Raw genomic sequence first — 19986 nt, 5'->3', positions numbered from 1 at the left:
CCGGGAAAGTTATCGGGTGGGTATGCTGAACAACACCGCCGATGACGCTAAAAACCAATATGATGTTGCCTATAAAGCCGGAACCGTGGGCGAAGACCGCAGTTATGGCGGTTGGATTTCATTTGAACAGCAATTAACTTCTGCTGGCGAAGGCCGTCGTGGTTTACATAGTTTTGCTAACTTTACGTTCCATGACCGTACAACCACCCAAGTGGATCATTCACAACAAATTGGCTTGAAATATATTGGTGCATTCGACGGACATCCAAACGATATTATTGGTTTAGGCGTAAACCGCGTGCATGTCAATGAGCGTTTCCGCAGTACCAAAGAAATATTAAATAAAGGTGAAGAATATAATATTGAACTGAATTATTCGTATTACCCGTTGAAATCATTTATGTTAAGACCACTACTTCAATATGTTATCCATCCTGGGGCAAGCGATAAAGTTGATAACGCCTTGGTGGTTGGTTTAAGCTCTAAAGTAATATTCTAATGATTAAAAGCGGGTGTGCCGATGCAATGTAAAGCGTTTAATTTTCCGATTCAAATGACTTTACTGGGGCTAACGGCAAGCATCTGTCAGTGTTTATATGCAGAAACAGGTTCTACGGAACCTGTTTTACTGCCAACCATTCAAATAGAAGTTACCCGTACAGATACGGCATGGTTAAATACACCGGCTTCGGTGTATCGGATTGAACCCGATAAAAATCAAAATAACGTGGGTGTAAACTTAACGGAAACCTTAAAAGGCGTTCCAGGGTTGCAGTTGAATAACCGTGAAAATTATGCACAAGATTTACAACTTTCGATGCGCGGTTTTGGCGCGCGTTCGACTTTTGGGGTACGTGGCGTTCGTATATATGTAGATGGTATTCCTGCCACCATGCCAGATGGACAAGGGCAAACCTCGAATATTGATTTAAGTAGTTTGAGCCACATTGAAGTGCTGGGTGGGCCATTTTCTTCGCTATATGGCAATTCATCGGGCGGGGCAATTTTAACAACGAGCAAAGAGGGTTCTGGTCAGGACTCAATTGAACTGGGTTATTCGGCAGGAAGTCACAATAAAAACCGTGCAGATGTCATTTTACAAGGTGGCGCAAAAAATGCGGGTGAACCGAGCTATGTGGTCAGTTCATCATATTTTGATACGGATGGTTATCGTGAACACAGCGCTGCTCAAAAGGTTCTAAGTAATACAAAACTGACATGGGACTTGGAAGATGGTTCTAAGATTAACTGGATTGTAAATCATGTGGATATTCATGCAAATGATCCGCAAGGTTTGACGCGTGAACAGTGGAAAGCGAACCCTAAGCAAGTCAATGATGCTAAAAATATATTTGATGTACGCAAAGAAATTAATCAGACGCAAACAGGTTTAACTTGGTCAAAGCCTTTAAATGATCAGCATGAAATTTATGCTATGGCTTATGCAGGGCAACGTGAAGTCACTCAATATCAGTCAATTCCAAATACCGCACAAGCGAATCCACGTCATGCAGGTGGTGTGATTGATTTTAGCCGTGACTATTACGGAACTGATCTGCGTTGGACAGGTAAAGACTTATTGCCCAATACGCGTTTTACGGCAGGTTTAGCTTTTGATTCTATGGATGAAGAGCGCAAAGGTTTTGAGAACTTTGATGCCAATGGGAATTATGGGGTTAAAGGTGACTTACGCCGTAATGAAAACAATACGCTGTGGAATTTAGACCCGTATTTACAAGCCTCATGGACCTTTCTACCCGCCTGGACTGTAGATGCAGGCTTACGTTATAGCAATGTCCATTACCAATCAAAAGATCATTACATCAAATTTGATGCTGATCCAAATAAAAATAATGGCGATGATAGTGGTAAAACCGACTATAGCAAGCTCTTACCTTCTATTGCTTTAACTTGGAAAATGACGCCTGAATTCACTTCCTATATTAGCTATGCCAAAGGCTTTGAAACCCCAACTTTTACGGAAATGGCTTATTCAGCCAATGATGGAATGAACTTTAATTTGCAACCTGCCAGCAGTGACAATTATGAGTTAGGTATCAAAGCGCAAAACGTATGGGGCAATTTCACGGCAGCAATTTTCCAAAGTAAAACTCAAAATGATATTGTCTCCGCTGGTACTGAAAATGGACGAGCAACATTTAGAAATGCTGACCGAACTTTGCGAGAAGGGGCTGAATTGTCTTGGAACAAAGCATTGTGGCGTGACTTAACAGCACAAGCCAGCTATAGCTATATTGATGCCACTTTTGATGCATTTGTACCAGAAATTGCAAATCCATCCGATCCAACTAAGCCGAAAGCAGTAGCAATTCCATCAGGAAACTTGATTCCAGGAATTGCTAAAAATCAGGCTTTTGCTGCAGTCGGTTGGCAACCAGAAACAGGCTTTAATGCAGGACTTGATATCCGCTATATGGATAAAGTCTATGTCGATGATGTTAATTCTGACGTAGCGCCAAGCTATACCGTGGTATCTGCCAATGCAGGCTATGTGTGGACACAAGCGGATTGGAAAGTACGCACGTATGTCCGCGCAGATAATCTATTTGATGAAAATTATATTGGTTCTGTGATTGTAAATGATGGTAATGGTCGTTTCTTTGAACCAGCGGATGGTATGAACTGGAGCGCAGGCTTTAGTGTCACAAAAGTATTTTAAAAAGTAAATCAGCAAGGAGATGAGCGTGTCTTTATTATTCCAACCAATCCAATTTGGCCAATTGCAATTGAGCAATAAAATTGTCATTGCACCCATGTGCCAATATTCGGCCAATGAGCAGGGCGAACTGAGTTATTGGCATGAACAGCAATGGGCCAATTATGCATTGTCGGGTGCAGGGTTGTGTATTATAGAAGCCACAGCTGTTCAACCTGAAGGTCGTATTAGCTATGCCGATTTAGGCTTATGGAATGACTTGCAAGGTGCGCAATTAAAAGCATTACTGGTTAAAGTGAAAAGCCTATCACCTATGCCCATTGGCATCCAGTTGGCGCATGCAGGCCGTAAGGCCTCGACAGATAAACCTTGGGATGGTCGTGGTCAATTGGCACCGAGTCATGCACAGGGTTGGCAAACGATTTCTGCCAGTAATCTCCCTTTTTATCCGCAAGACCATGCGCCACATGCGATGACAGTTGCAGACATTCAGCAGCTGATTGCTGACTTTGCAGCGTCGGCAAAACGTGCCGTAGATGCAGGATTTGACTTAATTGAATTACATGCCGCACATGGTTATTTGCTCCATCAATTTATGTCGCCATTGTCGAACCAACGTACCGATGAATATGGCGGGAGCTTCGCCAACCGTATTCGCCTGACTTTAGAAGTTTTTCAGGCAATGAAAAATGCAGTGCCTGAAGGTTTTCCAATAGGTGTACGCCTTTCTGCTACAGATTGGATGGATGATGTCGCCAGTTGGGATGTAGAGTCTTCTATTGGCTTATCTAAAGCTTTAGAGCAACTGGGCGCAGTTTATATTCATGTGTCTAGTGGAGGCTTGCATGTCGAGCAGAAACTGGACATACATGCTGGCTTTCAAGTGCCATTTGCTGAAGCCATTAAAAAAACCGTGAATATTCCAGTCATTGCTGTGGGCTTAATTACAGAAGCCATGCAAGCGGAAGGGATTTTGCAATACGAACAGGCCGATGCAATTGGCATAGCACGGGTGATTTTATATGACCCTCGTTGGCCGTGGCATGCAGCTGCTGAACTGGGCGAAACCGTGCGTATTACCCCGCAGTATTTACGTTGCCAACCCCACGGGTTAAGCGGTTTATTTCAAGCATTTTAATCTTCAATTGAGTTTGAAATAACGGGTTTAAATTACAAGATCATTCTATGATTTAAGCCCCTTTTATTTTCATCACATAGGACAGTCAAAAATGGTCTTTGAGATCATTGTGCCCATATTTTTTTTATTGGCCTTGGGATATCTTGCTGTTAAATGCCACTTACTGACAAAAGATCAGGTTGGAACAATTGGCTCTTTTGTCATTAAAATTGCATTGCCCGCCTTATTTTTGCAGTCCCTCGCGTCTAAAGACTTACAACAAATTTGGTACCCAGGTTATTTCTTGGTGTATAGCAGTGTGACTTTACTGCTCTATGGTGCAGCCTTTTTTGTAGTTTTACAGGTGTTTAAAAATAATTTTTCACAATCGGCAGTCTTGGCTTTAGGCGCGGGTATGTCCAATACTGGGTTAATCGGGACAGCGGTTTTGACTTTGCTTATGGGGCAAAGTGCTATGACCTATACTTCGCTAGTGGTCATTATTGAAAGTGTTTTACTGGTTCCTACAGTACTCATTTTGGCGGAAATAGGGGCACAGAAAAAAGCCAATATTTTTAAAATCATCCAAAAAACCGTATTGATGCTATTGAAAAATCCGTTATTTATGGGCGTGATGTTGGGTATTTTAGGGGCGGTTTTTCAAATTAAAATTCCGCATCAACTGAATCAAGTATTGGTCTTATTAGGGCAAACAGCATCTCCTTTAGCATTGTTTGCTATTGGCGGAGGAATTGTTGGATTAACACTGAAACATGTTAATAAACAGAGCATCTATTTGGTTCTTTCCAGCAATATGATGATGCCACTACTGGTTTATTTGGGTTTGAAATATTTAACCGATGTCAGTCAGGAAATGTTGTATGCAGGCACAATTATAGCGGCCTTACCAATGCCAACCATGTTTGGTATGTTGGGACAGGCTTATGGTTTGAAGGATGAAACCTTAACACCTCTGTTAATGAGCACTATTTTAGGTTTTATCATCATCAGCCTATTGATTACCCTATGGTGGGCTTAATTTGTAAAAATAAGATTTTTATAAATTTATTGCATAAATAAGAGAAAGGCGTTCATAAAAAATCTCTGCATCGACAGAGATTTTTTATGAACTAAGATTGAGGTTGTTATAGAAAACTTAGCTCTTTTTGGTCGCAGGTTTTGGTGCTTTTGCTTGCTCAGCGAGCATTTTGGTGACTGTCGCCAAAGACTCTTTGGCTTGTGGCACATTTTCTTTCGCTAAAGCGCTAAAAATCTTTTGTGCTTCGGTCAAATTTTGTGGAATGATATTGCCATTCGCAAACATATTGCCTACAGCCATCAATGCAGGAATATAGCCTTTTTTCGCTAAGTCTTGAATGCTGGTCAGGCCTTGTTGAACGGACTTTTCTTCTTTGTTTTTAAAGCCAGCACTGATGTCATATAAAGCCTTGGCATGAATCGCTTGATAGTTTCCTTTTTTAATTAAAGGCTCTAGCTTTGCTAAACCCGCTTTATCTGATTCAGGTTTATTTTCAGAGAATAATAAAATGGCTAAATCGACACTGGCATCATCAAAACCTTGTGAAGAGGCTTTTTCTAAATACTGTTTGGCTTTTGCAGGGTCAGATTTTAAACCCATTGAACCCACAATATAGTTTTTGCCTAAGACATAGCTTGCAACAGGGTAGCCTTTGTTTGACGCTTGTTCATACAGTTGTAGGGCTTTCTTGTCATCTTTTGCAGTACCTTGGCCCGATTGAGTGAGGTAGCCAAGGTTATACAGCGCTTGTGCATTGCCTTGTTTTGCCAGTTTTTCTAGGGCTTGATAAGCCCCCGTCATATTTTTAGCTTTAACTAAGGCTTCAATTTTTGCAAATTCAGGGTCAATAGATTTGGTATCTATTTCTGCAAGTGCAAATTGAGAAGATAATGCAATGATACTAGCAAGTATAATTTTTTTCATAGTGTTAAAAACCTTTTATAAACATGTACATAATTCCATTTATGTATTCAATGGTAGATGTGAAAGACTGCATATAACATCATAAATTTAATTATCTGAATGTAAATATATGATTTGTGGATTGCAATAAGATTTCGTATATATTTGTATAATCGATGTTGAAATTAGGCATATATGGCTTCAATAGAGGTTGAAAAACACTCCATTTTGTTTAAAAGCTGAAGAGCAGACGTAACGTTTTTATTTCTTGATATAAAATGAGTAGCAGAATGAACTTTGCTTTTGAGCCAATGTTTGTTTAAATCTCGGTTGAATTTTATAGCGAGTAGATCCATGTTCATTAAAGGCATTAAGCGTAACTATTTAAAAGTGAGTCAGGATGAATCTATTGCTGATGAAGATAAGATTGATGCGTTATTAATGAAATTGGGCGCTGAGTTTTTAGTGAGTAAAGAAGATCGCGTCTATATTTTTGAAAAAGACGGCCATACTGCAAAATTTGATGCAAAACATGCGCGTGCTTTTCATTTTAAAGACTATTTGTGCAAAGATATGAATAAGCTGTTTCACGATTTTTAATAGACATCATTTACTGTTTTTAAAAGTATTAAGCTAAATGTGTGCTCATTGAAAGTTTCAGAATTTCAATGAGTTCTTCATCCATATAATGATATTCGTCAGGAATATCTAGCACAATAATGCGCTTATGTTTTAATTGCTTGGAAAACTTTTCCTGCAAAGTTTGTTTGTGTTTGTACTCCATCACGACAATTAGATCTGCCCAAAGAATATCTTTGGCTGAAACTTGATGCTTTGCCTGTTTGCTGGTTCCAGCTGAACGTGTGTGTATGCCAAAACCAATAGCAAAAATGCGTTCCGCCGTTGGACTGCGCCATTGGTTACGACTACAGATAAATAGATAATTAATAGGAGATTCCCTAAAGCGATTCTTGCTGATTGCTATCTTTAAATATAGTTAACCCAAAGTATTTGACGATGTACTTTTCATTTAAGTTATATATCATAAAAAAGCTGTTTTCGTAAGAAGAGTCGGGACGGATCTAAAAATGATAAAAATACTGTCGATCTTATTTATAAGTTTAGTATGTGCTATGGCAAGTTTAGCAGGGCAACCAAATCTTGTTCCGCATCCAATTAATTTGAAAAATGGAAAGCATTTTTCATTAAATCTTCCATCCAATTACGACATCATTCCTGCGGCCGAGGGCTTAAAACGAGTTCGTTTTTTTGCTAAAGCGCCTGATGGCAGAATGTTTATCACGGATATGCATGATTTATCTGATAATGAAAAAGGTATCATTTATATTTTGGATAAATGGAGTGCTGAAACAGGTCAATTCGGCAAAATAATCCCTTATCTGACGGGTTTACATAATCCTAATTCAGTGCAATTTTATACAGACCCTCAAGGACAAGATTGGTTGTATATTGCTGAAACGAATCAACTCACCCGACGAAAATTTACCCAAGACGAAATTAAACCAACGAGTAAAGCCGAGGTTTTAGCGACATTTCCTGATTACGGCTTAAGTTATAAATATGGTGGTTGGCATTTAACGCGGACGATTGCCATCGGTGGGAACGGGAAAATTTATGTGTCCGTCGGTTCAAGTTGCAATGCTTGCACCGAGAAAGAAAAAGTTCGAGCGGCAGTCTTAGAAATGAATCCTGATGGTTCGGAACAAAAAAATTACGCAACAGGCTTGCGCAATGCAGTCGGTTTGAAATGGGTGGGTAATTTTTTATTTGCGACCAATCAAGGTGTAGACCATTTGGGTCATAATCAACCTGATGAAACTTTTTATGCACTCAAACGAGATGCAAATTATGGTTGGCCATCGTGCTATTCATCGAAGGGTAAAATTTTGGTAGATCCAAAATTCAAACGTCCCTCAGGTTGTAAAAATGTACCATCTCCTTATGCTTATTTTTCATCACATTCATCTGCGTTAGGTTTTGACTATTTTGATCAACGCAGTACAGATGACACGATTAAAAATTCTTTTTTAGTGGCTTTACATGGTTCAACTGATGAAAAGATTGGTCATGGCTATAAAATTGCCATTATGCGTAAAGGTCAAAAACTACAGACATTTATGGATGGATTTTTAGTGGGTAAAACGGTGTATGGGCGACCTGCAGATATTTACCGTATTGATGAAAATTCTTTTTATTTTTCAGATGATCGGGCAGGTGTAATTTATTATGTTAGGAAGAAGAATTCTTCCTAACATATATAGACTTAAGCAGGTCTTGCGACATCGCCACTCAAATATTCAGGCAAGTTTAAAACAGTTACGTCTAACTCTTCCAAAGCATCGGGACGGGCAACAACTAATGCCATATAACCGTCATCGACCGCAACGCTATTCACCACTTGAACGCCTTTATTCAGCTGTTCAGCTTGCGCAGGCGCAGTGCCCGTAGCTTGAATTAAATGCAACCATGCCTTTGGTTTGGCTTTAAACCACAAACGCGCAATGACTTCCTGACCCAAGTAACAGCCTTTGTCATAGTGCACACCTTCACGTTGGTGTAAACGTAGTTCTTGAGGTTGAAATACATGCTCAATGGCTTGAGTGATAAACGCTTCACCATGGGTAATGGCTTGTACTTTCCATGCCGAAATATCGGTAGCTTCAGTAGAGAACGTGGTACGGTCATGTGTAAAGGTTGGAAAAACTGAACCCGTAGGTTCAAGTTTCATTTTAGAGAACGCTCCAAACTTTTTAATGTGCTTCGCAAATTCTTCCGACTGATCTTCGGTCGTGACAATTTCAAAGCTTTCAGGGTTACGTTTTGTTAGCCATAAACCAAAGTGAATACGACCTTTTAAATCACAAATGACGGTGTACTGCGTTGTATTTTCAGCCAAAGTTTCAACATTGACGGTCACTTGGCCTTGTAAAAATTTGAGTGCATCTACACCAATTAAAGTGAAAGAGGAAAAAGCCAGATCGCTCATGAATTGCTCGCCTACCTTAAAATCTAATACTAAAGAATGAGGGCTATTTTCCGCTATTTTTCAGAAAAAATCCTATTTAGCGTAAATATTTAAAAGTTAATGTAACTAATTGTTTCCAAACCCCCTGTTTTCATACCTAAGCTTATGAAATATAAAAGATTTGGGAAATGGGTTTTCGACAGTGTAGTATGCCTATCAGATAAAGATGAATTGTCTCGTAAAGACAGTGAAGAAAAATGAAACACCAAAGGCAGGAACGCTATGAACAATAATCACCGCAAACCACTACAAGGCACCCAGCTAGAATACTTTGATGTGCGAGAAGCCGTTGAACAGATTCAGCCAGGCGCTTATGCAAAACTTCCATACACATCAAAAGTATTGGCTGAACAGTTAGTGCGCCGTTGTGATCCTGCCATTTTGGAGCAGTCACTGAAAGAACTGATTTTCTCAAAACAAGATCATGATTTTCCTTGGTATCCTGCACGCGTGGTGTGTCATGACATTCTTGGTCAAACGGCATTGGTTGACCTTGCAGGTCTGCGTGATGCCATTGCAGAGCAGGGCGGTGATCCATCGAAAGTAAACCCTGTAGTGCCAACGCAGCTCATTGTCGATCACTCTTTGGCTGTAGAATTTGGCGGTTTTGACCCTGAAGCTTTCGAGAAAAACCGTGCGATTGAAGACCGTCGTAACGAAGACCGTTTCCATTTCATTGAATGGACTAAAACTGCGTTTGAAAATGTTGATGTGATTCCTGCAGGCAACGGCATCATGCATCAAATCAACTTGGAAAAAATGTCGCCAGTGATTCAAAACCGTGGTGGTGTGGCATATCCAGATACCTGTGTAGGGACAGACTCACATACCCCACATACCGATGCTTTGGGTGTGATTTCAATTGGTGTCGGTGGTTTAGAAGCTGAAAACGTCATGCTCGGTCGTGCATCGTGGATGCGTCTACCAGACATCATTGGTGTGGAGTTTGTTGGTCAGCGTCAAGCAGGCATTACAGCAACGGACATCGTTTTAGCATTAACTGAATTTTTGCGTAAAGAACGTGTGGTTGGTGCATACCTCGAATTCTTTGGTGAAGGCGCAGACAGCATGTCAGTGGGCGACCGTGCGACCATTTCCAACATGACCCCTGAATATGGCGCAACGGCTGCGATGTTCTATATCGACCAGAACACTATTGATTATTTAACCCTAACAGGTCGTGAAGCGGATCAAGTCAAATTGGTTGAGCGATATGCCAAAGAAATTGGTCTTTGGGCTTCAGATATGAAACAAGCGCAATATCCACGTGTGCTCCGTTTTGACTTATCGACTGTGACACGTAACATTGCAGGGCCGTCAAACCCACATGCACGTGTATCGACTGCGGACTTAAAAGCCAAAGGTATTGCAGGCAATTTAGAAGCAGCACGTGCGCAAGAAGCAGAAGGTTTAATCCCTGATGGTGCGGTGATTATTGCAGCCATTACCTCATGTACCAATACGTCTAACCCGCGTAATACTGTGGCCGCAGGTTTACTGGCACGTAAAGCCAATGAGTTAGGTTTAGTGCGTAAACCTTGGGTAAAATCTTCTTTTGCACCAGGTTCTAAAGCAGCTGCATTGTACTTAGAAGAAGCCGGCGTACTCACCGATTTAGAAAAACTCGGCTTTGGTATTGTAGGGTATGCATGTACCACGTGTAACGGTATGTCTGGTGCGTTAGATCCAAAAATCCAAGAAGAAATTATCGAACGTGATTTGTACGCAACTGCGGTGCTTTCAGGTAACCGTAACTTTGATGGTCGTATTCATCCTTATGCAAAACAAGCGTTCTTGGCATCGCCGCCTTTAGTGGTTGCCTATGCGATTGCAGGAACCATTCGTTTTGATATTGAAACGGATGCATTGGGTAATGACAAAGATGGCAATCCAATTTACCTCAAAGACATTTGGCCGTCAGATGAAGAAATTGATGCTTTGGTGAAAGTTGCAGTGAAGCCTGAACAATTCAAAAAGATTTATATTCCAATGTTTGATTTGGGTGTGAATGCGAAGTCTGAAAGTCCGTTGTATAACTGGCGTCCGCAAAGTACCTATATCCGTCGTCCGCCGTATTGGGAAGGCGCTTTGGCTGCACCGCGTACATTGGCAAATATGCGTCCGTTGGCAATTTTAGGTGACAACATTACCACCGACCATTTGTCACCTTCGAATGCAATTGTATTAGACAGTGCTTCAGGTGAATATTTGGCGAAAATGGGCGTGCCTGAAGAAGACTTTAACTCATACGCAACACACCGTGGTGACCACCTCACCACGCAACGTGCAACATTCGCCAACCCGAAATTGTTTAATGAAATGGTACGTCGTTCAGATGGTACGGTGAAGCAAGGTTCAAAAGCACGTGTAGAGCCTGAAGGCGAAGTAATGCGCATGTGGGAAGCGATTGAAACCTACATGAACCGTAAGCAACCGTTGATTATTATTGCGGGTAAAGACTACGGACAGGGTTCTAGTCGTGACTGGGCAGCCAAAGGTGTACGTCTGGCAGGTGTAGAAGTGATTGTTGCTGAAGGTTTTGAGCGTATTCACCGTACTAACTTGGTTGGTATGGGCGTGTTACCACTTGAGTTTAAAGCAGGCGTTGACCGTAAAACCTTAAAGTTGGATGGTACGGAACTGTATAGCGTGATTGGTAATATTGCGCCGCGTTCTGACTTAACTTTGGTGGTTGAGCGTGCGACTGAAGATGGTAAGAATGAAATTATTGAAGTTGCCGTGACCTGTCGCCTAGATACCGAAGAAGAAGTGCATGTGTATGAAGCGGGCGGTGTGTTACAACGCTTTGCACAGGACTTTTTAGAAGGGAATGTGGCTTAAATAATTAATTAATCCACCCCAACCCTCCTTTAAAAAGGAGGGAGTTCCCCTCTTTTTAAAGAGGGGTTAGGGGAGATTAAAGTAATTGATATTGTTTAAAAAAGACCCTACTGTTAAGTGGGGTTTTTTAATGGGTTATAGTCTAATGGTTGTAAATTTCGTTGCAGGTACATTATTTAATTTGGGTCTAAAGAAAATTACAGAGCAATTTGATAAATCAGCAGATTCTACGATTTCTGAGATGCAAGAAGCGGCGATGAGAGTTGAAATTCAAGCGAGTGTATTACTCACTCAAGCAAAGGTCGAACAGGAATTAGCAATTTCAAGAAGAATTGACTCAGCAGAGGAGGTTGAAATTGAAGAATACTATGATATTTCAGGGAAAGGTAATATAGGCTTAAATATCGAAAGTGAAACGATTGATTTTGGTTTAAGTGCTAAAGGTCGTAAAGTTACAAAAAGAATTATTAGATTTAAAGGATGTGGTCCATTGATTCAAGTTCCTAAATCATCTGAAGAAATTCAACAACAGTCAATTGAAGATCCTAATTTTATTATGAAGTAAGTTTAATACTTCTTGGAAGGGGAAGTGGTGGCTTGATGTAATTTATAATCTACCTTTTACGAAGCAAACAGAGCTTCTCGTCTTTGAAAAGTGAGGATAATTAAAGTAATTGATACTGTTGTAAAAAGATCCTGCTTTTAAGGGTTGGTTTTTGTAAAGAAATATTGAGAGATAAAAGATGAATTACGATGATGATATAAATGAATTAAAACTGAGTGCTTTTGAAAAAAATGGATTACAAGTATATAGAAATTATAAAAATAGCTTTCACAAACATGAAATAAAACTATTTATCGAAGAGTGCGATAGAGGTATTTACGAAAATTTAAAAGATTTAGAACAGGTTTTAGACTTGATTATTAAAGAAGATATAAAATATTTGCCAATAATTTTGTGTTCTTTTGCTGATGAGTGTTTTGAAAGGCTTCTTAAGAGAATTATACCTGAAGGTGTTCCTGGAGGGGCAAAGTCTATTTTAGATGGCTTTGGGAGTGTATCTAGTTTTTCAAACAGAATTCAAATTGCATACATTTTTGATCTCATTAGTAAAGATATTTTACTTGAGCTTAATAGCTTCAGAAAAATAAGAAATGATTTTGCTCATCAATGGAATCTTGAAGAAAGTAAGAAGAAGTTAAAGAATATAATTAATTCTAGATCTATAAAGATTGAAGAACTGCTAATAGAAAATGGAAAAATTAGTGAAGAATTAGAAGAAGATGAACAATGGAAGTGCCATTTAGTTTTTTTTGTTGGGAGAATCTATTATGAATCAGAGCTTTATTATAATTGTATAAAAAAAGGGTTAAATCCAAGTACTGTACTTTATAGTGGTGAACAAACACCTAAACTCTTTAAAGAAGTAACAAAACTAGTCCATGAGTGCTTACAGAAGCATAGAGTTTAATTCCATAAATAATGTGCAATTTAAAGTGCTAATAGGAACAATAATTGGTTGTAATTTAGAATTTTGCTATCTGTTGTCATATGATAGACAACAAAACTGATGGAGTCGCCCCATGACTACCGCAAAAGTTTTTATGACAGGTCGTAGCCAAGCCATTCGCGTACTCAAAGAATTTCGCTTTGAACGCAAAGAAGTCGAAATCTTTCGCCGTGGTGATGAAGTGATACTGCGTGAAAAACCAGTCACAGCAGATCAGCTATTTAAAGTTTTGGCGCAAATGCCAGTCGACTTTATATGCAGAAGAAAGAGTAAACGAACCACCGCAAGAACGAGAAGAGTTCTGAAACAGATAAAAAAGAATTTCTACGCGTCGAAGGGATACAAGTGGAAAACTGGATCAGCAAAACTCTGTAAAGCAACTAAAATTTCAAGGCGAAATTATGCTTCGCCCAAACGCCACCATCACCTGTCGAAATGATCAATAGACATCCATCATAAAAAAGTTATACTGGTTCTACCATTTCTAAAAACACATGGAGAACAAAAATGGTTACTGCTGGCTCAATCCCCGGAACAGGCTTCTATTTTTGTGTTCAGTGCGGCAAACGCACTTATTTAGAAATTGGTACAGACCGTTTACCCCCGTGTACCAAATGCCATGGCACTGAATTTAAAAAATAAATTTGCCAAAGCAAAACTAATAAAACAGTCAATCCTGTTTTAAAAAAAGCCCTATCATCCGATGGGGCTTTTTGTTCATTGATAATTCAATTAGATAAAAAATAATAACCAATCATAATAGAAAAAATTCTAAACCTATTTAAAATCAATGGATTTCAATACGTGCCGTGACTTTAATTTTTCGGCATTCTTTATCGCTTTCCACTAAAGATCTAATTTTAAACTCATAAAATCGAACTTCTCTGTTGTGCATGGCAAACTGTTCAGGTGTTTTAATTTCTAAGCATTGAAAAGGACGTAGATTTTTTAAAATTGCTTTTTGTTTATCTGTCATGTTCTGTGTAGACAAATACACATAGCCTTTGGTGGTTTTTAATAAAACATCATGTGCTTGTGGTTCACTTGAACTGGTTACTTTTACAATATGTGTTTTTAGTATTTTGCATGAACTCAGTGAGAGTGCCGTGAGCATAATCAAGAGGGTCATTTTTATTTTCATGGTGATAATATTCCTTGAAACCTATGCGACCACTTTACATGAAAACATTTAAAATCAATAACTTTAAAGATGCTTGAGGTTCAATGAAATACTTTTTAAATCTAAATTTTGCTGTCCTTTCTAGCTGTTTTTTAAGCAAAGAGCTGAAGGGATAACCTGATGTATATTATCAATCTTGTTTTGTTATATTGTTCAATGGCTTAATACTTGCAATGGTATCAGGGCGTATGTTTAGCTAAGCAGACTTAACTATTCCAAAAATTAACACATCATGAAAAGTTCGCTTCTTGCTACAGTTTTAATGCTATCCACACTATTGTTTATTCCACGTATCACCTTTGCTGAACAACCCACAGCTGAACAGATTCAACTGCAAAAAGATAAGCTTAAATACAAAGCTTATCTCCCTGCAAAATATGTGCTGTTTGAAGCAATACAAGGCGACCTCAATAACGATGGTATTCAGGATTTAGTCCTCATTGTAAAAGCTACAGACCCAACGCAATGGGTCAATCATGAATATCGTGGGAAATTGGATCAAAACCGCCGTGGCATAATTGTATTACTCGCCGATAAAGGAAAATACAAACCAATCCTCAGCAACCTCAGTTGTTTCTCTTCAGAAAATGAAGAAGGAGGCGTGTATTTTGCACCTGAGTTATGGCTTGAAATTAACAAAGGTTTGCTGAATGTCCATTATGGACATGGTCGCTATGGCTATTGGAATTATAGCTTTAGATTGCAGAATCAGGACTTACGTTTAATTGGGTATGACAGCTCAAGCAATCATGGGCCATATGTCGACAGTGAAACCAGCATTAATTTTTTAACGAATAAGAAAGTCATTCGAAAAAATTTAAATGAAGATCTTGATGGTGATCCAAAATTTAAAGAAACATGGTCAAATATAAAAACACCGCCTATTTATCTGTCAACAATTAAAGATTTTGATGAACTCAATTTTGAATAATAAGAATGATATGCAAGCCATGAAGCACTCATCTATCACGTATTTTAAGGCAAATTAAAAAACAATAAACATGATTGATTTTTGTTCAACATTCATTTAATTTTATAAATACATACTTTTTGTATGGGTTTATTTTTAAGTTGAACTTTCTAAAAAAAATATAGGGGAAACTGTAAATGATTAAATTTATTGTAGATGAGCAAGTGTCAATTAATGGGGGATATTTGATGCATAACGCAAGCTTGGGTTGTGAGGACATGCCAAAATTTGATGAGCAAATTTTAATTGGTTATTTTGCCAATTTTGAGTTGGCTTATAAGCGTGTAAGAATGAATTGGCCAAAAGAAAAAGTAGACGCTTGTAGTAAGTGTTGTAGCGTATAACCTTTATAGACTGTAAAACTCTGCTTGAGAAAAGTAGAGTTTTTGATAATAAGTAGAACATGTTCATAATGAGCGTGTACTAAATAATTAAATCCCATAAAAAAATCGATTTATATTTTGCAAAAATTAAACGCCAATTTTATTTATAAAGACTAAAATAAAAATTATAAAAGAATAGGAGCTTGTGTGATGAACATGACCCAATGGACAAGTTTTCTTGGTTATTGCTTAATCTTAAATTACGCCATTTTAATTATTTGGTTTTTGGCCTTTGTTTTTATTAAAAATTTTATTAAAAAATTACATCTACAGTGGTTTAAATTGTCTGACACACAATTTGATACCATTCATTACAGTGCAATGGCCGTATATAAAATACTCATTTTAGTGTTCAATCTTGTGCCATATATTGCATTAAAATTACTCTAAATTTGCACAATGAATGACGTGAAATTTAACGGAAAAAGAGAGGGTAAGGGATGAATGGAAAAACAGAAACGTATTTATGTTTGGTTTGTAAAAAAAGCTTTCCACTGAAAAGTCTTATTCCATTAGGCACAATCCGTAAAGTCATTACAGAAGAAATAGCGCAGGATTTTCCAGAAAGTACAGGACTAGACTATATATGCCAAGCCGATTTAACCAAATACCGTATGCAGTATGTGCAGTCTATTTTAAGTTCAGAACAAGGTGAGGTGACTAACTTAGAATATGAAGTCATCAATAGCATGCAAGAACATGATCTAATTAGTAAAAATGTAGAAAATAAGCTCGATCAACACTGGACGTTTGGCGAACGCTTGGCAGATAAAATTGCCACCTTTGGCGGGAGCTGGGCCTTTCTTATTTGCTTTGCTTGTTTCTTGGTGCTCTGGATTATCGTCAATACCATCGTTATGGTGAAACAACCCGCAGATCCTTATCCTTTTATTTTATTAAATTTAATCTTGTCGTGTTTGGCAGCCATACAGGCACCAGTCATTATGATGAGCCAAAACCGTCAGGAAGCCAAAGACCGTCTGCGTTCACAGAATGATTATCAGGTGAATTTAAAAGCAGAATTGGAAATTCGAAACTTGCATGAAAAAATTGATCATCTGCTGATGCACCAATGGGATAGATTGGCCAAAATTCAGGAAATACAGCTCGATTTACTGTCAGAAATGAGTAAACGCAAAAATTAGTCGTGATTGGACGATTTAAAATTTCATTAAAAGGCGAGATGTAATAAATATTTTTGTACTAAGGCATTTTAATGCAATAAAAAACTGTTATTTGAGCCTTGTAGGGAAAAAATACTTTTAATGGCTTAATGTACGAAAAAAATTCCTAAAAATAGTGAAAATGAGGAAATCTTCGGAAATTAATCCCTTCGGGTTTTGGCTAATATAAGTCTTAAGGGTGTGACAGAGATCGAAAAGAGCAGCATGCTGTGAGCGGCGCAAAACGCGAGTGCAGTACTTACCCAAAAGGTCTCGATTCGGCTTAGGACGCTATAGATTACAAATTTATAGGCTATAAGATCACGATTTACAAAGTCATGATAGTTGAAGTAAACATTAAGTTTTCTCTTACTCCACCCTCAAAATTCAGTTTTTATCATCAAAAATAATAAAACAATTCAATTCTAACTGTCCATTTTTCTCATCTTCATTTACTCTCAGTTTTAGCATTGCAATAAAACCACATCAAATGATCAAAAAAGTTGATTGATTTCACACATTAATCTTTTTCTGCGTGACGATTTTCTATGATTTATTTAAAACTCTTGATAAAATTTAATTAAAAATATTCAAAGGGCAAATAAAAATGACAGCATTTGATTTAGACCTGAGACATCCGCAACATATTTCGGAAGTACAAACAGAATATTTTCCAGACATGACCGCAGAAGAAGTCATGAATAAATTTAATACGATGAATTGGAAACAGCTGCAAATTCTCATGTTACAAATACCAGACGGGCAGGCGACATTTACTGTGACAGATAATATGCTGAATCAAACCGTTAAAATTAGTCTTATAGAATTGCCTCAGACAGAGGTGCTGGCTTTTCATTTTGAAAGTGATATTGAAGTAGAGGTCGAACAGAAAAACCTCTTTGGTTTGTTAAAATATCATAGGGCTATGGCTGTAGAATTGTCGCATTTAAGTTTAAAAATCACACGTGAATTATTAGATGCCTTTACTCATCAAGAGCTTGAGGTGATTAAACAGCATTATTTGCGTAATGATCAAAAAATATTAACCTCGCTCAAATAGGCTTTTAAAGTGATGGTTTAGCACTTGAACATTTTGATGGTTAGTGCATCTTTTTGAATTCAATTTATTCATTTGAATACACAACATGAATGAGCAAGCGGCTCATATTCAATACATTGACAGGTTTAAATCGACTTGTTATGTTGCGCCAAATTTTCGCCTTCCAAGCGCTTCGTCATGCCTTTAGACCCCAACTTTGTATATATGCCTCCGCAAGACCCATTATCGATCCTTCATGAAGATGAACACTTATTGGTCATTGAAAAGCCTGCGGGATTGTTGTCTGTACCAGGGCGTTTGCCAGAACATCATGATAGTGCGTATTTCAGAGTGTTGGCACAATATCCTCAGGCAAAAATCACCCATCGTTTAGATATGGCAACGTCGGGTATTTTAATGTTTGCGAAGCATCGCGAGGCAGAAGTTGCCGTCAGTAAAATGTTTCAAGCACGTACTGTAAAGAAAAATTATATTGCCTTGGTGCAAGGGCAACTTCAAGGAGAAGGCTGTGTTGATAAAGCGCTGATTACCGATTGGGAAAACCGACCGCGACAAATGGTGCATGATGAACTGGGTAAATCTGCACAAACGTTATACCAAGCGCTGAATTATGATGCCATACAGGATATTACTCGTGTTTTATTGACGCCTATTACAGGGCGTTCACATCAACTACGGGTACATATGATGCATATTGGCCACCCAATTACAGGCGATAAAATCTATCATCCCAATGCGCAGCAGAGTCCATTAAAACGTATGGCTTTACATGCCAGTTATTTGGCATTTATGCACCCTTTAACGGGCAAGACCATTGAAATAAAAGGTCATGTGCCTTTTTAAATGTATTGGGTGAGATATAACGTAGTTTTAAGCTTTATTGAAAAATAACATTGCTGAAAATCTATTTTTTCATGAGGCCATTGGGTAACGGTACAATAAAAAAATTAAGCAAAATACCTTGTAATTAGTCTACAAACTGTAGCAAATTTCGGCTAATCTAAAAGTTGTACAAGAAAAGCACAACAAGGACTACGTATGACACGTGACTACCAACAATTTCCAGATGATGATAACGGTAATGTCTTATGGCAAATGCGTGAAGACGGTGATGACTTAGCAGAAGCGCACGAAATTGAATATTCTCTGGCTTTTCAACATGAAGAAAAAGCCGATCAATGTGCATTATATTTGCTTAAAGAAGAACAGAAAATCAGTCTTTTTGAAGATGAAGAATCTGGTGAGTGGATCATTACCATCTATGTTTATATGGAACCAGAGTACTCAGATATTGTCGATTTAGAAGAGTGGTTTACCAAAATTGCCAGCCAGTTTGGTGGCGAATATGATGGTTGGGGTTGCATGGCCTATGTGTATGATGATGAAGACCTTGAAGGTTTAGATCTTGAAGATGAAAATCTTGCAGAAATTGAACCTTCTAATAAAGCACCTTAAAGATGAATGATGTGTTTTAACAAAAAGCTCAGCAAGCCATTGCTGGGCTTTTTATTTTGTGTGAAATACCGTAATACATGGCATCAGTGATGAAACATTAATGATTAATTATTACACAATAATACCCTGTACAGATTTTTCGTAAAAGACTACATTAAAATAAAACAGCTCAAAGGGTCGGAACAATAATGAGCAATACAGTCAAGCTTCATCGGGTATTTAGTGCACCACCAGAGCGGGTTTATCGCGCATTTACCCAAGCCGATGCCATCGTGAAATGGATGGCGCCCCATGGTTTCACAGCTCATGTTGAGCATTTTGATGTCAGCGTTGGTGGTCATTATCGCATGTCATTTACCAACTTTAGTACTGGAACAAAACATGCTTTTCATGGTCATTATCATCAAGTCATCCCGAATGAATTACTACGTTATAGCGACCAATTTGATATGCCAGAATTGGTTGCCGAGATAGAAGTGACGGTGCAATTTAAAGCCGTGAGCGTGGGTACAGAAATTACGATTATTCAAGCAGGGTTGCCAGACGTAATTCCACTCGATGCGTGTTATTTGGGCTGGCAAGAGTCTTTACAATTACTTTCTTTATTGGTTAATCCCGCAATATCAGATGAATAAAATAGT

Annotated in this window: 22 protein-coding genes and 1 pseudogene; 19 read left to right on the top strand and 4 right to left on the bottom strand. The window is 38.4% G+C overall.

The annotated features are described in order from the left end of the window. The 4 genes from BBP83_RS03465 to BBP83_RS03450 form a co-directional block, all read left to right on the top strand. Positions 1-499 (top strand): carbohydrate porin (locus BBP83_RS03465; protein ID WP_141689946.1); only part of this gene is annotated, 499 nt, incomplete at its 5' end. A gap of 21 nt (positions 500-520) precedes the next feature. Further along, positions 521-2680, top strand: coding sequence for a TonB-dependent receptor (locus tag BBP83_RS03460; protein ID WP_068886020.1), 2160 nt, complete (start codon positions 521-523; stop codon positions 2678-2680). Positions 2681-2705: 25 nt separating this feature from the next. Then, the gene (locus BBP83_RS03455) at positions 2706-3815 is read left to right on the top strand and encodes an NADH:flavin oxidoreductase/NADH oxidase (RefSeq protein ID WP_068886026.1); all 1110 of its coding nucleotides are present in this window, start codon (positions 2706-2708) and stop codon (positions 3813-3815) included. Positions 3816-3906: 91 nt separating this feature from the next. Continuing rightward, the gene (locus BBP83_RS03450) at positions 3907-4833 is read left to right on the top strand and encodes an AEC family transporter (protein WP_068886019.1); all 927 of its coding nucleotides are present in this window, start codon (positions 3907-3909) and stop codon (positions 4831-4833) included. Between the two features lie 117 nt (positions 4834-4950). Here BBP83_RS03450 and BBP83_RS03445 read toward each other — a convergent pair whose 3' ends face one another. Continuing rightward, entirely contained in the window at positions 4951-5757 is an 807-nt protein-coding gene (locus BBP83_RS03445; protein ID WP_068886018.1) for a tetratricopeptide repeat protein, read from the bottom strand. Positions 5758-6090: 333 nt separating this feature from the next. Here BBP83_RS03445 and BBP83_RS03440 point away from each other — a divergent pair, with 333 nt between their 5' ends. Then, the gene (locus BBP83_RS03440; protein ID WP_068886017.1) at positions 6091-6336 is read left to right on the top strand and encodes a hypothetical protein; all 246 of its coding nucleotides are present in this window, start codon (positions 6091-6093) and stop codon (positions 6334-6336) included. 28 nt (positions 6337-6364) lie between these two features. Here BBP83_RS03440 and BBP83_RS15425 read toward each other — a convergent pair whose 3' ends face one another. After that, positions 6365-6685 carry a low molecular weight protein tyrosine phosphatase family protein gene (locus BBP83_RS15425; RefSeq protein ID WP_068886016.1) on the bottom strand — a complete coding sequence of 107 codons (321 nt, stop codon included), beginning with the start codon at positions 6683-6685 and terminating at the stop codon, positions 6365-6367. A 139-nt stretch (positions 6686-6824) separates the two neighbouring features. On the opposite strand from BBP83_RS15425, the gene BBP83_RS03430 reads away from it, so the two are divergent. Further along, on the top strand, positions 6825-8009 hold the full coding sequence (locus tag BBP83_RS03430; RefSeq protein WP_078055388.1) for a PQQ-dependent sugar dehydrogenase: 1185 nt from the start codon (positions 6825-6827) through the stop codon (positions 8007-8009). An 11-nt stretch (positions 8010-8020) separates the two neighbouring features. Here the strand turns inward: BBP83_RS03430 and ygfZ are convergent, their stop codons facing one another. After that, positions 8021-8743 carry a CAF17-like 4Fe-4S cluster assembly/insertion protein YgfZ gene (gene ygfZ, locus BBP83_RS03425; protein WP_068886014.1) on the bottom strand — a complete coding sequence of 241 codons (723 nt, stop codon included), beginning with the start codon at positions 8741-8743 and terminating at the stop codon, positions 8021-8023. A 261-nt stretch (positions 8744-9004) separates the two neighbouring features. Between ygfZ and acnD the strand changes: the two genes are divergently transcribed. The 5 genes and pseudogenes from acnD (at position 9005) to BBP83_RS14910 (ending at position 13776) form a co-directional block, all read left to right on the top strand. Continuing rightward, positions 9005-11623: a Fe/S-dependent 2-methylisocitrate dehydratase AcnD gene (gene acnD, locus BBP83_RS03420; RefSeq protein WP_068886013.1), complete on the top strand. Its 2619-nt coding sequence runs from the start codon at positions 9005-9007 to the stop codon at positions 11621-11623. A gap of 130 nt (positions 11624-11753) precedes the next feature. Further along, complete coding sequence (locus BBP83_RS03415; RefSeq protein WP_068886012.1) at positions 11754-12188, top strand: hypothetical protein; 435 nt, start codon at positions 11754-11756, stop codon at positions 12186-12188. Between the two features lie 178 nt (positions 12189-12366). Next, positions 12367-13095, top strand: coding sequence for a hypothetical protein (locus BBP83_RS03410; protein WP_068886011.1), 729 nt, complete (start codon positions 12367-12369; stop codon positions 13093-13095). Between the two features lie 112 nt (positions 13096-13207). Further along, a pseudogene (locus BBP83_RS15635) lies at positions 13208-13439 on the top strand (antitoxin). A gap of 175 nt (positions 13440-13614) precedes the next feature. Then, positions 13615-13776 carry a zinc ribbon-containing protein gene (locus BBP83_RS14910; protein WP_281180999.1) on the top strand — a complete coding sequence of 54 codons (162 nt, stop codon included), beginning with the start codon at positions 13615-13617 and terminating at the stop codon, positions 13774-13776. A gap of 145 nt (positions 13777-13921) precedes the next feature. Here BBP83_RS14910 and BBP83_RS03400 read toward each other — a convergent pair whose 3' ends face one another. Continuing rightward, positions 13922-14275, bottom strand: coding sequence for a hypothetical protein (locus tag BBP83_RS03400; RefSeq protein WP_068886010.1), 354 nt, complete (start codon positions 14273-14275; stop codon positions 13922-13924). A 271-nt stretch (positions 14276-14546) separates the two neighbouring features. Here BBP83_RS03400 and BBP83_RS03395 point away from each other — a divergent pair, with 271 nt between their 5' ends. The 8 genes from BBP83_RS03395 (at position 14547) to BBP83_RS03360 (ending at position 19980) form a co-directional block, all read left to right on the top strand. Beyond that, positions 14547-15245, top strand: coding sequence for a hypothetical protein (locus tag BBP83_RS03395; protein WP_068886009.1), 699 nt, complete (start codon positions 14547-14549; stop codon positions 15243-15245). A gap of 176 nt (positions 15246-15421) precedes the next feature. Next, positions 15422-15628 (top strand): hypothetical protein, encoded by a 207-nt coding sequence (locus tag BBP83_RS03390; protein WP_068886008.1) that lies wholly within the window; start codon positions 15422-15424, stop codon positions 15626-15628. A gap of 189 nt (positions 15629-15817) precedes the next feature. Next, positions 15818-16057: a DUF6868 family protein gene (locus tag BBP83_RS03385; protein ID WP_068886007.1), complete on the top strand. Its 240-nt coding sequence runs from the start codon at positions 15818-15820 to the stop codon at positions 16055-16057. Between the two features lie 50 nt (positions 16058-16107). After that, entirely contained in the window at positions 16108-16812 is a 705-nt protein-coding gene (locus tag BBP83_RS03380; RefSeq protein ID WP_068886006.1) for a DUF1003 domain-containing protein, read from the top strand. A 625-nt stretch (positions 16813-17437) separates the two neighbouring features. Next, the gene (locus tag BBP83_RS03375) at positions 17438-17890 is read left to right on the top strand and encodes a hypothetical protein (protein ID WP_068886005.1); all 453 of its coding nucleotides are present in this window, start codon (positions 17438-17440) and stop codon (positions 17888-17890) included. Between the two features lie 177 nt (positions 17891-18067). Beyond that, a complete protein-coding gene (locus BBP83_RS03370; RefSeq protein WP_068886004.1) occupies positions 18068-18733 on the top strand; it encodes an RluA family pseudouridine synthase in 666 nt (221 codons plus the stop codon). 195 nt (positions 18734-18928) lie between these two features. Beyond that, the gene (locus BBP83_RS03365) at positions 18929-19345 is read left to right on the top strand and encodes a ribonuclease E inhibitor RraB (protein ID WP_068886003.1); all 417 of its coding nucleotides are present in this window, start codon (positions 18929-18931) and stop codon (positions 19343-19345) included. 188 nt (positions 19346-19533) lie between these two features. Continuing rightward, positions 19534-19980 (top strand): SRPBCC family protein, encoded by a 447-nt coding sequence (locus BBP83_RS03360; protein ID WP_068886002.1) that lies wholly within the window; start codon positions 19534-19536, stop codon positions 19978-19980. The last annotated feature ends 6 nt before the right edge of the window (positions 19981-19986 follow it).

Source organism: Acinetobacter celticus (assembly GCF_001707755.1).
In the GTDB taxonomy this organism is placed as follows: Bacteria; Pseudomonadota; Gammaproteobacteria; order Pseudomonadales; family Moraxellaceae; genus Acinetobacter; species Acinetobacter celticus.
The sequence above is the reverse complement of the archived record's forward strand: the minus strand, read 5'-3'. Positions and strand labels throughout refer to the sequence as shown.

Coding starts and splice junctions, on each gene's coding strand:
- BBP83_RS03370 (WP_068886004.1), top strand. CDS start 18,068: ATGCCTTTAGACCCCAACTTTGTATATATGCCTCCGCAAGACCCATTA.
- BBP83_RS03385 (WP_068886007.1), top strand. CDS start 15,818: ATGAACATGACCCAATGGACAAGTTTTCTTGGTTATTGCTTAATCTTA.
- BBP83_RS03440 (WP_068886017.1), top strand. CDS start 6,091: ATGTTCATTAAAGGCATTAAGCGTAACTATTTAAAAGTGAGTCAGGAT.
- BBP83_RS03395 (WP_068886009.1), top strand. CDS start 14,547: ATGAAAAGTTCGCTTCTTGCTACAGTTTTAATGCTATCCACACTATTG.
- BBP83_RS03400 (WP_068886010.1), bottom strand. CDS start 14,275: ATGAAAATAAAAATGACCCTCTTGATTATGCTCACGGCACTCTCACTG.
- BBP83_RS03450 (WP_068886019.1), top strand. CDS start 3,907: ATGGTCTTTGAGATCATTGTGCCCATATTTTTTTTATTGGCCTTGGGA.
- BBP83_RS03460 (WP_068886020.1), top strand. CDS start 521: ATGCAATGTAAAGCGTTTAATTTTCCGATTCAAATGACTTTACTGGGG.
- BBP83_RS03445 (WP_068886018.1), bottom strand. CDS start 5,757: ATGAAAAAAATTATACTTGCTAGTATCATTGCATTATCTTCTCAATTT.
- BBP83_RS03360 (WP_068886002.1), top strand. CDS start 19,534: ATGAGCAATACAGTCAAGCTTCATCGGGTATTTAGTGCACCACCAGAG.
- acnD (WP_068886013.1), top strand. CDS start 9,005: ATGAACAATAATCACCGCAAACCACTACAAGGCACCCAGCTAGAATAC.
- BBP83_RS03415 (WP_068886012.1), top strand. CDS start 11,754: ATGGGTTATAGTCTAATGGTTGTAAATTTCGTTGCAGGTACATTATTT.
- BBP83_RS03410 (WP_068886011.1), top strand. CDS start 12,367: ATGAATTACGATGATGATATAAATGAATTAAAACTGAGTGCTTTTGAA.
- BBP83_RS03375 (WP_068886005.1), top strand. CDS start 17,438: ATGACAGCATTTGATTTAGACCTGAGACATCCGCAACATATTTCGGAA.
- BBP83_RS03380 (WP_068886006.1), top strand. CDS start 16,108: ATGAATGGAAAAACAGAAACGTATTTATGTTTGGTTTGTAAAAAAAGC.
- BBP83_RS03365 (WP_068886003.1), top strand. CDS start 18,929: ATGACACGTGACTACCAACAATTTCCAGATGATGATAACGGTAATGTC.
- BBP83_RS03430 (WP_078055388.1), top strand. CDS start 6,825: ATGATAAAAATACTGTCGATCTTATTTATAAGTTTAGTATGTGCTATG.
- ygfZ (WP_068886014.1), bottom strand. CDS start 8,743: ATGAGCGATCTGGCTTTTTCCTCTTTCACTTTAATTGGTGTAGATGCA.
- BBP83_RS03390 (WP_068886008.1), top strand. CDS start 15,422: ATGATTAAATTTATTGTAGATGAGCAAGTGTCAATTAATGGGGGATAT.